The sequence below is a fragment of the Burkholderia sp. Bp9090 genome, assembly GCF_003857985.1.
Lineage (GTDB): Bacteria > Pseudomonadota > Gammaproteobacteria > Burkholderiales > Burkholderiaceae > Burkholderia.
In genome coordinates this window covers 1-14713 of record NZ_QTPV01000060.1, presented here as the reverse complement: position 1 = coordinate 14713, position 14713 = coordinate 1, and the positions used below count along the sequence as shown (strand labels likewise).

General features: G+C 66.5%; 15 protein-coding genes. 10 read left to right on the top strand and 5 right to left on the bottom strand.

Going from position 1 to position 14713, the window contains the following annotated elements; translation table 11 throughout:
* Nucleotides 1–2: 2 nt before the first annotated feature.
* Nucleotides 3–995: a bifunctional riboflavin kinase/FAD synthetase gene (locus DIE16_RS33505; protein WP_044845591.1), complete on the bottom strand. Its 993-nt coding sequence runs from the start codon at nt 993–995 to the stop codon at nt 3–5.
* 122 nt (nt 996–1117) lie between these two features.
* On the opposite strand from DIE16_RS33505, the gene purN reads away from it, so the two are divergent.
* The 6 genes from purN (at nt 1118) to nadC (ending at nt 8278) form a co-directional block, all read left to right on the top strand.
* Nucleotides 1118–1780, top strand: a complete 663-nt coding sequence (purN, locus tag DIE16_RS33500; RefSeq protein WP_124486992.1) for a phosphoribosylglycinamide formyltransferase — start codon at nt 1118–1120, stop codon at nt 1778–1780.
* The gene (locus tag DIE16_RS33495) at nt 1777–3042 is read left to right on the top strand and encodes an RsmB/NOP family class I SAM-dependent RNA methyltransferase (protein ID WP_044845593.1); all 1266 of its coding nucleotides are present in this window, start codon (nt 1777–1779) and stop codon (nt 3040–3042) included. The genes purN and DIE16_RS33495 overlap by 4 nt, the downstream gene beginning before the upstream one ends.
* An 18-nt stretch (nt 3043–3060) precedes the next feature.
* Complete coding sequence (locus DIE16_RS33490) at nt 3061–4443, top strand: mechanosensitive ion channel family protein (protein WP_124894230.1); 1383 nt, start codon at nt 3061–3063, stop codon at nt 4441–4443.
* A gap of 222 nt (nt 4444–4665) precedes the next feature.
* Complete coding sequence (locus DIE16_RS33485) at nt 4666–5859, top strand: acyl-CoA desaturase (RefSeq protein WP_044845595.1); 1194 nt, start codon at nt 4666–4668, stop codon at nt 5857–5859.
* 404 nt (nt 5860–6263) lie between these two features.
* A complete protein-coding gene (nadA, locus tag DIE16_RS33480; RefSeq protein ID WP_044845643.1) occupies nt 6264–7400 on the top strand; it encodes a quinolinate synthase NadA in 1137 nt (378 codons plus the stop codon).
* A complete protein-coding gene (gene nadC, locus DIE16_RS33475) occupies nt 7397–8278 on the top strand; it encodes a carboxylating nicotinate-nucleotide diphosphorylase (protein ID WP_124523875.1) in 882 nt (293 codons plus the stop codon). Before nadA ends, nadC begins: the two co-directional genes overlap by 4 nt.
* A gap of 92 nt (nt 8279–8370) precedes the next feature.
* Here nadC and nadB read toward each other — a convergent pair whose 3' ends face one another.
* The 4 genes from nadB to radC all read right to left on the bottom strand — a co-directional run bounded on the left by nadB (nt 8371) and on the right by radC (nt 11558).
* The gene (nadB, locus tag DIE16_RS33470; RefSeq protein ID WP_044845597.1) at nt 8371–9957 is read right to left on the bottom strand and encodes an L-aspartate oxidase; all 1587 of its coding nucleotides are present in this window, start codon (nt 9955–9957) and stop codon (nt 8371–8373) included.
* 170 nt (nt 9958–10127) lie between these two features.
* Nucleotides 10128–10295: a 50S ribosomal protein L33 gene (gene rpmG / locus DIE16_RS33465; protein ID WP_006478046.1), complete on the bottom strand. Its 168-nt coding sequence runs from the start codon at nt 10293–10295 to the stop codon at nt 10128–10130.
* A gap of 17 nt (nt 10296–10312) precedes the next feature.
* Nucleotides 10313–10546, bottom strand: a complete 234-nt coding sequence (gene rpmB / locus DIE16_RS33460) for a 50S ribosomal protein L28 (protein ID WP_004186391.1) — start codon at nt 10544–10546, stop codon at nt 10313–10315.
* A gap of 238 nt (nt 10547–10784) precedes the next feature.
* A complete protein-coding gene (radC, locus tag DIE16_RS33455) occupies nt 10785–11558 on the bottom strand; it encodes a RadC family protein (protein WP_124894229.1) in 774 nt (257 codons plus the stop codon).
* 135 nt (nt 11559–11693) lie between these two features.
* Between radC and DIE16_RS33450 the strand changes: the two genes are divergently transcribed.
* From DIE16_RS33450 to DIE16_RS33435, 4 genes are all read left to right on the top strand, one after another.
* On the top strand, nt 11694–12149 hold the full coding sequence (locus DIE16_RS33450; RefSeq protein WP_044845599.1) for a peptidylprolyl isomerase: 456 nt from the start codon (nt 11694–11696) through the stop codon (nt 12147–12149).
* Nucleotides 12150–12151: 2 nt separating this feature from the next.
* The gene (gene ispH, locus DIE16_RS33445) at nt 12152–13132 is read left to right on the top strand and encodes a 4-hydroxy-3-methylbut-2-enyl diphosphate reductase (RefSeq protein ID WP_044845600.1); all 981 of its coding nucleotides are present in this window, start codon (nt 12152–12154) and stop codon (nt 13130–13132) included.
* 270 nt (nt 13133–13402) lie between these two features.
* On the top strand, nt 13403–14242 hold the full coding sequence (locus DIE16_RS33440) for a branched-chain amino acid ABC transporter (protein ID WP_124666094.1): 840 nt from the start codon (nt 13403–13405) through the stop codon (nt 14240–14242).
* Between the two features lie 211 nt (nt 14243–14453).
* The coding region (locus DIE16_RS33435; protein ID WP_409364473.1) for an ABC transporter permease subunit at nt 14454–14713 on the top strand (260 nt) is incomplete at its 3' end.

Here is a 14713-nt window from a genome sequence, read left to right as displayed (position 1 = left end):
GATCAGCTAATTCGGTCGGTCGCCGAGGTCGAGAAGCCGGTCGTGCGGCTGCCCGGCGCGCGGTCGCGCTCGACGAAGTACGCACGTGCATTCGCGACGTCCAGCGCGATCGCGCGCGACAGCGCCTCGAGATCGTCGAACTTCGCCTCGTCGCGCAGCTTCTTCAGGAATTCGACGCGGATGAGTTTGCCGTACGCGTCGCCGTGCCAGTCGAGCAGGTGGACTTCGAGCAGCACGCGGCCGGAATCGTCGACGGTCGGGCGCAGCCCGAGGCTCGCGACGCCCGGCAGCGGGGCGGGGCCCAGGCCGTGCACCTGCACGACGAAGATGCCCGCGAGCGCCGGCCGCTTGTGCGCGATCGGCAGGTTCAGGGTCGGGAAGCCGAGGTCGCGGCCGAGCTTCAGCCCGTGCGCGACGTGGCCGCTGATCGCGTAACCGTGGCCGAGTGCCTGCGCGGCCGCGTCGAGATCGCCCGCCGCGAGCGCGGCGCGCACACCCGAGCTGGAGATGCGCGTGCCGTCGCTGCCGGCGACCGTGCCCATCTGCTCGACCTCGAAGCCGTACTGCTCGCCGGCCGCCTTCAGCGTGTCGAAGGTGCCCGCGCGCTTCGCGCCGTAGCAGAAATCGTCGCCGACCATCATCCAGCGCGTGTGCAGCCCGTTCACCAGCGTGCGCTCGACGAACGCCTGCGGCGACTGGCTTGCGAACGTATGGTTGAAGTGCTCGACGACGACGCGGTCGACCCCGTGCTCGCGCAGCGCTTCCAGCTTGTCGCGCAGCATCGCGATGCGCGGCGGCGCGCCGGCCGGGTTGAAGAATTCCCGCGGGTGCGGCTCGAAGGTCATCACGCACACGGGCAGGCCGCGCGCGTCCGCTGCCGCGCGCACGCGCGCGAGCAGGGCCTGGTGGCCGCGATGGACACCGTCGAAGTTGCCGATCGTCAGCGCGCACGGCGCGCGGCTCTCGGCGTTGGGCAGGCCGCGGAAGACTTTCACGATAGCGGATGCAGCGTCGGGGAATGGGCGGTGGGATGCCGCAAAGCAGAAGATTATAAACGTTCGGGCGGCCCGGCGGCCGAGAAGGGGGGAAACGCGGGGGCGAATGGTAAAATTCGCGGATGAAAAAACTCGTGATCCTGATTTCCGGTCGCGGCAGCAACATGGAGGCCATCGTCCGCGCGTGCGCGCAGGAGCGCTGGCCGGCCGAGGTCGCCGCCGTGATCGCCAACCGGCCCGACGCGGCCGGCCTGGCTTTTGCCGCGTCGCACGGGGTGGCGACCGCGGTGGTCGACCATCGTTCGTTCGACGGCCGCGACAGCTTCGACGCGGCGCTCGCCGCCGAGATCGACCGCTTCGCGCCCGATCTGGTCGTGCTTGCCGGCTTCATGCGCATCCTTACGCCCGATTTCGTCAGACGATATGAAGGCCGGCTGCTGAACATCCACCCGTCGCTGCTGCCGAGCTTCAAGGGCATCCACACGCACCAGCAGGCGCTGGATGCCGGCGTCGCGCTGCATGGCGCGAGCGTGCATTTCGTGATTCCCGAACTCGACAGCGGTGCGATCGTCGCGCAGGGCGCGGTGCCCGTGCGCGCGGGCGACGACGCGGCCGCGCTCGCGCAGCGCGTGCTGACGGTCGAGCACGTGCTGTATCCGCGTGCGGTCCGCTGGTTCGTCGAGGGGCGCCTGCGCCTCGAGAACGGCAGGGCAGTGGTCGCGCCGGAAGAGGCGCGCTGGATTTTCGCGGATCAACCGCATACCGAAACGAGCGAGGGCGTATGAAGCTGCACGGATTCCTGATTGGCCAGACCGAGACCTTGCTGGCCGAGGTGCTGAAGTTCACCGGCCCCGCCGACGCGACGACGAGCCGGTTCTTCCGTGCGCACCCGAAGCTCGGCCACGCCGAGCGCGGCGTGATCGCCGAGGCGGTGTTCGCGGTGCTGCGCCGCAAGATGGAGTTCTCGCACCTCGCCGAGAGCGGCACGGGCAGCCCCGCGCGGCGCCTGACGCTGCTCGGCCTGATGCAGACGCTCGGCCGCAATGCGCTGAAGCCGTTCGTGTCGGACACCGAGGCCGCGTGGCTCGAGCACGTGTCGAAGATCGATCCGGCGAGCCTGCCGGTGCGCGTGCGCACGAACCTGCCCGACTGGATCTACCAGGCGCTGTCCGCCCGTTTCGACGCAGAAGAACTCGCGCAGCTCGCCGCCGCGCTGAACTACCCGGCGCCGCTCGACCTGCGCGCCAACGCGCAGAAGGCGACGCGCGACCAGGTGATCGACGCGCTGCGCGCGAACGGCATCGACGCGGGCGAGACGCCGTTCGCGCCGCAAGGCGTGCGCGTCGTCGGCAAGCCGGCGCTCACGCGTCTGAAGCTGTTCGAGGAAGGCCAGATCGAGGTGCAGGACGAAGGCAGCCAGCTGCTGTGCTCGCTGGTCGCGCCGCGCCGCGGCGAGATGGTCGTCGATTTCTGCGCGGGCGCCGGCGGCAAGACGCTCGCGCTCGGCGCGATGATGCGCTCGACCGGGCGCCTTTATGCGTTCGACGTGTCGGAAAAGCGCCTCACGAAGCTGAAGCCGCGCCTCGCGCGCAGCGGGCTGTCGAACGTGAACCCGGTGCTGATCGACAGCGAACACGACGCGAAGATCAAGCGGCTCGCGGGCAAGATCGACCGCGTGCTGGTCGATGCGCCGTGCAGCGGCCTCGGCACGCTGCGCCGCAACCCCGACCTCAAGTGGCGCCAGACGCGCACGTCGATCGAGGAACTCACGCCGAAGCAGGCGTCGATCCTCGCGAGCGCCGCGCGTCTCGTGAAGAAGGGTGGCCGGCTCGTATACGCGACCTGCAGCGTGCTCGACGCGGAAAACGAGGCGATCGTCGAGCAGTTCCTCGCCGACCATCCGGACTTCGTGCTGGTGCCCGCACAGAAGGTGCTGGCCGACCAGCGCATCGAACTCGAGACCGGCGACTACCTGTCGCTGTGGCCGCACCGCCATGCGACCGACGGCTTCTTCGCCGCGGTGCTGGAACGGCGCGCCGCGCAGTAACGGCGGGGCGCACGGACGATGGAGAATCTGCAGAACCGCCTGCTGTCGCACCGGCTCGCGTCGGTGATCCGCGACTTCAACCAGCCGGTAATGATCTGGCAGGCGGCGATCCTCGTCGGCGCGCTGTGTTTTGCATGGGTTGCCGCGCGGTTCGTGCACGGCCGCATCGACGCGCGCCGGCGCGCCGCCGGCCGGATGCCGGGCGCCGGGGCGCAGAGCCTGAAGCGCGCGCTGTTCCCGCTGTTCGGCGGGTTGTTCGTGCTGGCCGCGCAGCTCGGGTTCGACCCGTTCATGTCGACGTCGCTGCTGTCGCTCGCGCTCGTGCCGCTGTTCGGCATCGGGCTGATCTACGTGCTGTTCTTCTTCGCGCGGCGCGTGTTCGCCCGCGACGGCCACACGCATGCGTGGCTGTCGATCGTCGAGAAGATCGTGTCGGTGATCGTGTGGGCGGCGATGGTGCTGACGGTGCTCGGGATCCAGCGCGACGTGATCGCGTGGCTCGACAGCGTGCAGTTCCGCGTCGCGAATGCGCACCTCACGCTGCTGTCGGTGATCTCCGGCGCGCTGTGGGTGTGCGTGACGCTGATGGTCGCGATGTGGCTCGGCTCGGTGCTCGAGGAGCGCCTCGCGCGCGCCACCACGCTCGACGCGAACCTGAAGGTCGTGATGTCGCGGATCGGCCGCGCGCTGCTCGTGTTCGCGGCGATCCTGATCGGGCTGTCGCTCGTCGGCATCGATGTGACGGTGCTCGGCGTGTTCGGCGGCGCGGTCGGTGTCGGCCTCGGCTTCGGGCTGCAGAAGATCGCCAGCAACTACGTGTCGGGCTTCATCATCCTGCTCGACCGTTCGCTGCGGCTCGGCGACGCGATCAGCGTCGGCGGGCTCCAGGGCGTCGTCACGCAGATCCGCACGCGCTATACGGTCGTGCGCGGCCTCGACGGCAACGAGACGCTGATCCCGAACGAGAAGCTGATCACCGACGTCGTGCAGAATCAGTCGTCGTACCTGACGCGCGGCTACGCGAAGGTTGCCGTGCAGATTGCTTATACCAGCGACGTCGAGCAGGCGCTCGCGGTGCTCGCGGAAGCCGCGAAGGGCGTGCCGCGCGTGCTCGCGGAGCCGGCGCCGACGCCGTATCTGGTCAGCTTCGGCGCGGACGGGATCGACCTGGAGCTCGGCTTCTGGATCGAGGATGCGGCGAAGGGCACGTCGGGCGTGCGTTCGTCCGTGAACCGCAACATCTGGCGGCTGTTCGGCGAGCACGGGATCTCGATTCCGTTCCCGCAGCGCGAAGTGCGCGTGGTCGGTTTGCCGGAGGGGTTCGCCGCGACCGGCGTGGTCGCCGAGGGCGTGCCCGTGGCCGATGGCCGATCGGTGGACGGGCGGGCGTCGGCCGCGTAGATGCGGCCGACGGCGCGAATCGGGCGGGGCCTGCGGCCAGAACCGGATCGCGCGCCTTTCCCGGTCCGCCGATGGACTGTTTGCGTTGCGTCAAGACAAGAGAATATTCATTTTTTACAAAGACTTGGAACGGTTGAAGTAAAATTCCGGTCTACACGCGGTATGCTTTCATTTTTATGACGCCGGCCTGCGCCGGCATCGCTCTCACCACAGGTAACTGCCTTGTTGAATTCCCTGCTCGATTTTCTTTCCCACGGGCTCCTGCGCTTTTCGTGGTGGCAGGTCGCGCTGTTCGCGCTTGCCGTCACGCACGTCACGATCATCGGCGTGACGGTCTACCTGCACCGCTGCCAGGCGCACCGCGCGCTGGAGCTGCACCCGATCGCGAGTCACTTCTTCCGCGCCTGGCTGTGGATGACGACCGGCATGCTGACGGGCCAGTGGGCCGCGATCCATCGCAAGCACCACGCGAAGTGCGAAACCGAGGAAGATCCGCACAGCCCGCAGACGCGCGGCATCTGGAAGGTGTTCCTCGAAGGCGCCGAGCTGTATCGCGCGGAAGCGAAGAACGAAGAAACGATGCGCAAGTTCAGCCACGGCACGCCGAATGACTGGATCGAGCGCAACGTGTACTCGAAGTACCCGATCCTCGGCGTGAGCCTGATGATGGTGATCGACGTCGCGCTGTTCGGCGTGCTCGGCCTGACCGTGTGGGCCGTGCAGATGGTCTGGATTCCGTTCTGGGCCGCGGGTGTCGTGAACGGCTTCGGCCATTTCTGGGGCTACCGCAACTTCAACTCGGCCGATGCGAGCACGAACCTGTTCCCGTGGGGCATCGTGATCGGCGGCGAAGAGCTGCACAACAACCACCACACGTTCGCGACGTCGGCGAAGCTGTCGAACAAGTGGTACGAGTTCGACATCGGCTGGATGTACATCCGCATCATGTCGGCATTCGGTCTCGCGAAGGTGAAGAAGGTTGCACCGACGCCGCGCCTGAACAAGCCGAAGACGGTGCTCGACCAGGAAACGCTGCAGGCCGTGCTGTCGAACCGCTACGAAGTGATGGCGCGCTACGGCAAGGCCGTGAAGCGTGCGTACCGCCAAGAGCTCGCGCACCTGAAGGAAATCGGCGGCGAGAAGTACCAGCTGATGCGCGGCGCGCGCAAGTGGTTCCACAAGGACGCCGACGGCCTCGACGAACCGCAGAAGAAGCTGCTGCCGGAGATCTTCGCGAACAGCCAGAAGCTGCACACGTACTTCCAGCTGCGCCAGGATCTGGCCGCGATCTGGGATCGCTCGACCGCTTCGCGCGAACAGCTGCTCGCGCAATTGCAGGATTGGTGCCATCGCGCGGAACAAAGCGGCATCAAGGCGCTGCAGGAATTCGCGACGCGCCTGCGTCGCTACGCCTGATTCGAAATCGATTAGAATCTCAGGACGTCACAAACCCCGCGTTGGCGGGGTTTTTTCATTTGGGCGGCCGGTTTTCGAAGGGCGACCGGAAGCGCCGGAATTCGTATGAGGCTCGGGGCAGCGCTGACGTGGCGCCCCGGAGCGAGCGCAGGGATGGCGCTGGAGCAAAAGCGCTAAAGTGCCAACTCGGGCCGACCGCGAAGCATGGGGCCGAGTAAGCGCTAAAGCGCTAACTCTGGCCGACCGCGAAGCATGGGGCCAGAGTAAGTGCTAAAGCACTAACTCTGGCCGACCGCGAAGCATGGGACCCGAGTAAGCGCTAAAGCGCTAACTCGGGTCGACCGCGAAGCATGGGACCCGAGTAAGCGCTAAAGCGCTAACTCGGGTCGACAGGAGATATGGAGATGCAATCGACGATCAAACCCGTCGAGTACGACCGGCCGGTCTCGGCGGGAACCGTCTGTGGGGTAGGCCAGGCGTGGGCCAAAGTGCCCGAGGCGCCGTCTGCCGAAGAACGCGCCGCACTGAAGGCGCGCATCAAGGCGCTGCTCGCACGTGAAAAGGCCGTGCTCGTCGCTCACTACTACGTGGATGCCGAGCTGCAGGAACTGGCGGACGAAACCGGCGGCTGCGTCGCCGATTCGCTCGAAATGGCCCGTTTCGGCCGCGACCACGACGCGCAGACGCTCGTCGTCGCCGGCGTGCGTTTCATGGGCGAAACCGCGAAGATCCTGAGCCCCGGCAAACGCGTACTGATGCCCGATCTCGACGCGACCTGCTCGCTCGATCTCGGTTGCCCGGTCGACGAATTCTCCGCGTTCTGCGATGCGCATCCCGACCGCACCGTCGTCGTCTACGCGAACACCAGCGCCGCCGTGAAGGCCCGCGCGGACTGGATGGTCACGTCGTCGATCGGCCTCGAAATTGTCGCGGACCTGCACGCGCGGGGCGAGAAGATCATCTGGGCACCCGATCGCCATCTCGGCAGCTACATCCAGAAGAAAACCGGCGCGGACATGCTGCTGTGGCAGGGTTCGTGCCTCGTCCACGACGAATTCAAGGGCATCGAGCTCGACCTGCTGCGTGCCGAATATCCGGACGCGAAGGTGCTCGTGCATCCGGAGTCGCCGGAAAACGTCGTCGCGCAGGCGGACGTCGTCGGCTCGACGACGCAGCTGATCGATGCCGCCGTGAAGCTCGACGCGACGCACTTCATCGTCGCGACCGACCTCGGCATCCTGCACAAGATGCAGCTCGCGGCGCCCGGCAAGACCTTCATCGCCGCGCCCACGGCCGGCAACAGCGCGACCTGCAAGAGCTGCGCGCATTGCCCGTGGATGGCGATGAACGGCCTCGCGAACCTCGCCGACGTGCTCGAGCGCGGTCACAACGAGATCTTCGTCGATCCGGCGATCGGCGCGCGCGCGCGTCTGCCGATCGACCGGATGCTCGATTTCGCCGCGGCGCACAAGAAGCGCGTGCAAGCGAGCGGCGATCTGCAGCGCGATCAGCAACTGTTCGCGAACGTGGGGGCTGCATGACCGGCGCAGTCTCTCCGCTGTTCGAAGCCGTCCGCGCACAATACGGCGCGGCGTTCGACGAAGCGATCGCGCGCAACGTCGCCGATGCGATCGCCGAAGACGTCGGCACCGGCGACCAGACCGGGCGGCTCGTGCCGGCCGGCGAGCGGCGCCGTGCGCGCATCATCGTGCGCGAGGAAGCCGTGTTGTGCGGCGTGCCGTGGTTCGAGGCCGTCATCGCGCGAATCGATCCGTCGATCGTCGTGCAGTGGCGCTATCGCGAAGGCGACCGGATGGCGCCGGATTCGACCGTCTGCGAACTCGAAGGGCCGGCGCGCGCGCTGTTGACGGCCGAGCGCAACGGACTGAACTTCCTGCAGCTGCTGTCGGGCGTCGCGAGCGCGACGCGTCGTTACGTCGATCGCGTCGAAGGCACGCGCACGAAGATCCTCGATACGCGCAAGACGCTGCCGGGCCTGCGGCTCGCGCAGAAGTACGCGGTGCGGGTCGGCGGCGGCGAGAACCAGCGTCTGGCGCTGTACGACGGCATCCTGATCAAGGAAAACCATATCGCGGCTGCCGGCGGTGTCGGCGAAGCGCTCGATGCGGCGTTCGCGCTCGAATCGGGCGTGCCGGTGCAGGTCGAAGTCGAGACGCTCGCGCAGCTCGACACGGCGCTCGCGCATGGCGCGCAGTCGGTGCTGCTCGACAACTTCACGCTCGACATGATGCGCGAGGCAGTGCGCATCGCGTCCGGCAAGGCCGTGCTCGAAGTGTCGGGCGGCGTCAATTTCGATACGGTGCGCACGTTCGCGGAGACGGGCGTCGACCGTATCTCGATCGGCGCGCTGACGAAGGACGTGCGCGCGACCGACTACTCGATGCGGATCGTCGACTGACCGCGCGACATACCGTCTGACGAAAAAAGCCGCTGGCGCGCATGACGCCAGCGGCTTTTTTTGTGCGGCGGCAGCCGGGAAGGGCGTACCGGTCAGCGGCGCGAGCGGGGCGTGAGCACGCTCGGCAGCGCCTTCGGCAGCGTGTGCGGCCAGTCGCGGCTGTAGTGCAGCCCACGGCTTTCCCGGCGCGAGTACGCGCTCTTCACGATCAGCGTCGCGACGTCGACGAGATTGCGCAGCTCGAGCAGGTCGCGCGTCACGCGGAAGTTCGCGTAGTACTCGTGGATCTCGTCGCGCAGCAGCGACAAGCGGTGCTTCGCGCGCTCGAGACGCTTGTCGGTGCGCACGATGCCGACATAGTTCCACATCAGCCGGCGCAGTTCGTCCCAGTTGTGCGCGACGACGACTTCCTCGTCCGCATCCGACACGCGGCTTTCGTCCCATGCGGGCAGCTTGGCCGGCGTTGCAGCGTCGAAGCCGGCCGCTTCGATCGCCTCGGCCGCCGCGCGGCCGATCACGAGGCATTCGAGCAGCGAATTGCTCGCGAGCCGGTTCGCGCCGTGCAGCCCCGTGTACGACGTCTCGCCGACCGCATACAGGCCCGCGAGATCGGTGCGCCCCGCGAGATCGGTGACGACGCCGCCGCACGTGTAGTGCGCGGCCGGCACGACCGGAATCGGCTGCTTCGCGATGTCGATGCCGAATTCGAGGCAGCGCGCATGGATCGTCGGGAAGTGCTCGCGCAGGAACGCTTCCGGCTGGTGGCTGATGTCGAGATACACGCAGTCGATCCCGCGCTTCTTGATCTCGAAGTCGATCGCGCGCGCGACGATGTCGCGCGGCGCGAGTTCCGCGCGCGGATCGTGTGCGGGCATGAAGCGCGTGCCGTCCGGTAGCTTGAGCAGGCCGCCTTCGCCGCGCACGGCCTCCGAAATCAGGAACGACTTCGCATACGGATGGAACAGGCAGGTCGGGTGGAACTGGATGAATTCCATGTTCGACACGCGGCAGCCCGCGCGCCACGCCATCGCGATGCCGTCGCCGGTCGCGGTGTCGGGGTTCGTCGTGTACAGGTAGACCTTGCCGGCGCCGCCGGTCGCGAGCACCGTGTGCGGCGCCTCGATCGTGATCGTGCGGTCGTTGTCGACGTCGAGCGCATACAGCCCGTGACAGCGGCGCCCGGGCAGCCCGAGCCGGTCCGACGTGATCAGGTCGATCGCATGGTGGTTTTCGAAGAACGTGATGTTCGGATGCTGGCGTGCGCGGTCGGACAGCGTCGCGAGCACCGCATGGCCGGTCGCGTCGGCCGCGTGGATGATCCGGCGGTGGCTGTGGCCGCCTTCGCGCGTCAGGTGGAAACCAAGTTCGGCCGCATCGTCCTTCGTGAACGGCACGCCCTGGGAGATCAGCCATTCGATCGCTTCGCGGCCATGCTCGACGATGTAGCGCGTCGCGCCTTCGTCGCACAGCCCGCCGCCGGCGACCAGCGTGTCGTCGACGTGGTTCTCGATGCTGTCCGCCGAATCGAGGACGGCCGCGATGCCGCCTTGCGCGTTATCGCTTGCCCCCTCCATCATCGAACGTTTCGCGATCAGCGCGACACGTCGCGTGCTGGCCAGGTTGAGTGCGACCGACAGCCCTGCCAGGCCGCTGCCGACGATCGCCACGTCGAATTTCATGCTGCATCTCCATCGTTACGCTTTAGATCTTGTGCGTTCCGTCGACCTTGGCCGCGGAAAGGGGAGAGCATACCGCGTCGGGCCCGAGCGTGCGCGCGAAACCGCGCAAAACAAAAAGCCCCGCATGTGCGGGGCTTTTCGGTCGCCGTCAGGCTGGCAGAAACCGGAGATTACTTGATCTTGGTTTCTTTGTATTCCACATGCTTGCGGACGACGGGATCGAACTTCTTGATCGCCATCTTTTCCGGCATGTTGCGCTTGTTCTTCGTGGTCGTGTAGAAGTGACCCGTACCAGCGGTCGACTCAAGCTTGATCTTGTCGCGTGCGCCTTTTGCCATGATTGTGCTCCTTGGGCTTAGGCTTCGCCGCGTGCGCGCAGGTCAGCGAGCACGGAATCGATGCCGTTCTTGTCGATCAGGCGCAGGCCGGCGTTCGAGACGCGCAGGCGCACCCAGCGGTTTTCGCTCTCCACCCAGAACCGGCGGTTTTGCAGGTTCGGCAGGAAGCGGCGCTTCGTCTTGTTGTTGGCGTGGGAAACGTTGTTGCCGCTCATCGGCGCTTTCCCAGTTACTTGGCATACGCGTGCCATGAGAGCACTCCTAATACGCTAAATTCGGGGTTCGATCGCCGATGAAGGTTCCATCGTACTGCCACGTGATCCATGGCTGCACTCAGAACGCCGAAGCCTGTAAAGACAAGGCCCTTCGATGGCTAGAACTGGTTGGAAAAAAGACAGACGACGATTCTAGCAGAAAAAGTTCAGAAAAATCAAACCCAATTTCGCATCGTCGTTGCGGCGCCCGTGGGGCGGGTTGCCGGGCCACAGTCTACAGCCAACCGGCGCGCGCGAACGAAAATGTATCGCTGGTGCCGACGACGACGTGATCGAGCAGCCGCACGTCGACGAGTTCGAGCGCGTCTTTCAGCACCCGCGTCAGGCGGCGGTCCTCCGCGCTCGGCTGGACCGCGCCCGACGGATGATTGTGCGCGACGATCAGCGCTGCGGCGTTCTGCTGCAGCGCGCGGCGCACGACCTCGCGCGGATAGACGGCCATGCGCGTCAGCGAGCCGCGCGTGATTTCCTCCATGTCGATCAGGCCGTTGCGGGCGTCGAGGTACACCGCAATGAATACTTCGTGCGGGCGCGAGCCGATCTTCAGCCGCAGGCAATCCTCGACGGCGCCGGGCGAATCGATCTGCAGGCGCGCGTGCGCCTTCTCCTCCAGCATGCGCCGCGCGATCTTGGTGACCGCGACGAGCCGTGCGGAGCGCGCGGGACCGATGCCGGGGTGCATCTCGAAGTCGCCGGAGGTCGCCTCGAGCAGGCCGCGCAACGTGCCGAACTGCCTGACCAGCGCGCGGGCGGTGACGAACACATCATGCCCGGGCTTGCCCGTGCCGAGCAGCAGCGCGATCAGCTCGTCGTCGGTCAGCGCGGCGGGCCCGCGCTCCAGCAGCCGTTCGCGCGGCCGCTCGGGGCGCCAGTCGGCCGGGCGGCGCTTGCGCAGGTGGATCGGGACGACGCGGCCCGGCGCAGCGGCCGGTGGGTCTGCGGTGTCGCGGCATTCGGCCGGCACGACGGCGAGAGAGGATGACGGCATGATCGAAACTCCATTGGCGGCGGCCGTGTGCGCGACGTCGTCGCACTTTCAGCCTTGCGCGCTCAGGTGACTTACAATATTGGTTTTGCGCCGGGCCTTTCGGCCAGTTCGGGCGCCGACGAACACGAGTCATTCATGAGCATCATCGATCTATCCGAAGTGAAGCCCGGTTCCCATGTCACGCTGCATTACCGGCTGGCACTGGCCGACGGCGCCGATATCGTCAACACCTTCTCCGACAAGCCCGCCACGCTGCTGCTCGGCGCCGGGCAACTGGCGCCCTCGCTGGAACAGATTCTGCTCGGGCTCAGGGTCGGTGACCATTCGACTTTTCAGCTAACGCCCGAGCAGGGGTTCGGTCCCCGCAATCCCGACATGCTCCAGCGCGTGACGCTGTCGACGCTGCGCGAGAACGGGATGGTCGGCGACGATTTCACGCCGGGCGAGCTGATCGAATTCAACGCGCCGGACGGCGGCCGCTATGCAGGGGTGCTGAAGGAAGTCAGCGAAACCTCGGCGCTGTTCGACTTCAATCATCCGCTCGCGGGCCAAGCGCTCACGTTCGAAGTGAAAATCATCGGAATCCTGTAATCATGAGCACCACCGATACGCTGTCCGGGCAGACCGTCGCCGCCGATGCCGAAATCCTGCTGGCCCAGCCGCGCGGCTTCTGCGCCGGGGTCGATCGCGCAATCGAGATCGTCGAGCGCGCGATCGCGATGCACGGTGCGCCGATCTACGTCCGTCACGAGATCGTCCACAACAAGTACGTGGTCGAGGATCTGAAGAAGAAAGGCGCGATCTTCGTCGAGGAACTCGAGGAAGTGCCGGCCGGCAACACCGTGATCTTCAGCGCGCACGGCGTGTCGAAGGCCGTGCGCGACGAGGCGGACGTGCGCGGGTTGCGTATTTACGACGCAACCTGCCCGCTCGTCACGAAGGTGCACGTCGAAGTGGCGAAGATGCGCCAGGACGGCGTCGACATCGTGATGATCGGCCACAAGGGCCACCCGGAAGTCGAAGGCACGATGGGGCAGGTCGAGCGCGGCATGCATCTCGTCGAAAGCGTCGAGGACGTGCAGAAGCTCGCACTCGCCGATCCCGAGCGCATCGCGCTCGTCACGCAGACGACGCTGTCCGTCGACGACGCGGCCGAGATTATCGGCGCGCTGAAGGCGAAGTATCCGAAGATCCGCGAGCCGAAGAAGCAGGACATCTGCTACGCGACGCAGAACCGCCAGGATGCGGTGAAGTTCATGGCGCCGCAGTGCGACGTCGTGATCGTCGTCGGCAGCCCGAACAGCTCGAATTCGAGCCGCCTGCGCGAAGTGGCCGAGAAGCGCGGCGTGGCCGCGTACATGGTCGACGCACCCGACCAGATCGATCCGGCCTGGGTCGCGGGCAAGCGCCGCATCGGCGTGACGGCCGGCGCATCGGCGCCGGAAGTGCTCGCCCAGGCCGTGATCGCGCGGCTGCGCGAGCTCGGCGTGCGCAATGTCCGCGCCCTCGACGGCATCGAGGAAAACGTGTCGTTTCCGCTGCCGCGCGGGCTCAACCTGCCGCCCGCCGCCTGATTGCCGCATCGCACCTGCGATACCCCCGAAGCGCGCCTCCCGGCGCGCTTTTTTTTGCGTCGCGAAAACGAGATGCAACCATTGTTCACAGCAATGGTGCAACCCGGTTGCTATCGCTGCGCGTAGCCGCTTCTCAAAATTGGTTGCAATGCAGGAAAACCCCATCGAATCAGGATTATTGGCGGCCTATAAATGGAGTTACAATGCGCCCGTTTTCAGGCCGGAATGGCTTTGAAATCGGGTTTTGGCAAGGCGCGGGAGACCTACTCGATGCATGTGAAGTTGGCTGACGCCATGTCCGTCGCCGCACCGGTTGCAATGCTTGCCGGCTGTAGCAAAAAGAGCGACGACGAGGCGGGCAGGGAGACTGCGGCACCCGCAGTACCGGCGGCCAGCGACGTGCGCGCTGCCGGACCCGGTCGTGCGGCGCGGTCGGTGTGCCGCATTGCGCAATCGGACAGTGACAAGGACAACGGGGCACGTTTGGCGATCGAGGAATTCAACGCGCAGGGCCCGAAGATCGGCATGCATTCGGCACGGCGGGCAGCACGCGCCGGCGGCGCTGCCATCGACCGGGCGACGGGCAAGCTGATTGCCCGACAACGAGCCGCCGGCCATGATGCGGCAGCAGCAGGGCGCGCCGCACGGCGGGCGCCCGGGTTTCGGGGCAACGCAGGCGACGTGCAGATGTCACTGATTCCCTTTCATTTCGATTCGACGAAACAGCGTGTCGCCGCGACCCATTGCGTCGCGGCGGGCGGTCTGCTTCGTTTCACGGATTCCGACGCAGTCCTGACGAAAGTCGGGCGCCACCTTCGCGATGCCGGTTCGGGCGCCGCGCGGGCGGCGGCGGACGGCCCGCTTGCACCGCAGGCGACGGCGTCCGGCATCGGAGCGCAAACCCTTGGCGACATCGGCATGTGCGCCGTCAAGGTGGTCGAGCCCGCGGGCGACGCGGCGCGGAACCTGATCTGCCCGGACGCGGGGTTCGCCCCGGCCCGGACGGAAAAAGGCATGGCGTTCGGGCAACCGGACACCGGCCGTTGCGGCACGCTGCCCTACGACTTCAAGGAGGCCAAGTACACCGTCCTCGATGTCGTGACGATTTAGCGACGGGACTCATGATGGCACCGGAACAGTGCGGTGTCGTTTCTGTATCCGTTCCGGCGGCAGGTCCGGCCGTACAGGCCGGGCGGCGCGCGCCGGGGCGATCCACCCTTACCGGTATCGACTAGTACCCGCAGTGTCGCCGAGAAGGCGCGATTCCTCGCTTACCCGCGGGGCGCAACGTCCTCCGGCAGCATGGGCCAAGGAGCTTTAAATGGATATTTTCGTCCAGCAGATCCTCAACGGGCTGGTGCTCGGCAGTGTGTACGCCATCATCGCGTTGGGTTACACGATGGTGTACGGCATTCTCGGCATCATCAACTTCGCGCACGGCGACGTGCTGATGATCGGCGCGATGGTCGCCCTGTCGGCGATCACCGTGCTGCAGAACCACTTTCCCGGACTCGGCAACGTCGCGACGCTGACGATCGGCCTTGGCATCGCCGCCGTCGTCTGCGCGTGCGTGGGCTACAC

Excerpts from the sequence above, each read along its gene's own strand:
- purN (WP_124486992.1), top strand. The coding sequence starts at position 1,118 with ATGAAAAAACTCGTGATCCTGATTTCCGGTCGCGGCAGCAACATGGAG.
- DIE16_RS33450 (WP_044845599.1), top strand. The coding sequence starts at position 11,694 with ATGAGCATCATCGATCTATCCGAAGTGAAGCCCGGTTCCCATGTCACG.
- nadC (WP_124523875.1), top strand. The coding sequence starts at position 7,397 with ATGACCGGCGCAGTCTCTCCGCTGTTCGAAGCCGTCCGCGCACAATAC.
- radC (WP_124894229.1), bottom strand. The coding sequence starts at position 11,558 with ATGCCGTCATCCTCTCTCGCCGTCGTGCCGGCCGAATGCCGCGACACC.
- nadB (WP_044845597.1), bottom strand. The coding sequence starts at position 9,957 with ATGAAATTCGACGTGGCGATCGTCGGCAGCGGCCTGGCAGGGCTGTCG.
- DIE16_RS33440 (WP_124666094.1), top strand. The coding sequence starts at position 13,403 with ATGCATGTGAAGTTGGCTGACGCCATGTCCGTCGCCGCACCGGTTGCA.
- rpmB (WP_004186391.1), bottom strand. The coding sequence starts at position 10,546 with ATGGCACGCGTATGCCAAGTAACTGGGAAAGCGCCGATGAGCGGCAAC.
- ispH (WP_044845600.1), top strand. The coding sequence starts at position 12,152 with ATGAGCACCACCGATACGCTGTCCGGGCAGACCGTCGCCGCCGATGCC.
- nadA (WP_044845643.1), top strand. The coding sequence starts at position 6,264 with ATGCAATCGACGATCAAACCCGTCGAGTACGACCGGCCGGTCTCGGCG.
- DIE16_RS33495 (WP_044845593.1), top strand. The coding sequence starts at position 1,777 with ATGAAGCTGCACGGATTCCTGATTGGCCAGACCGAGACCTTGCTGGCC.
- DIE16_RS33490 (WP_124894230.1), top strand. The coding sequence starts at position 3,061 with ATGGAGAATCTGCAGAACCGCCTGCTGTCGCACCGGCTCGCGTCGGTG.
- rpmG (WP_006478046.1), bottom strand. The coding sequence starts at position 10,295 with ATGGCAAAAGGCGCACGCGACAAGATCAAGCTTGAGTCGACCGCTGGT.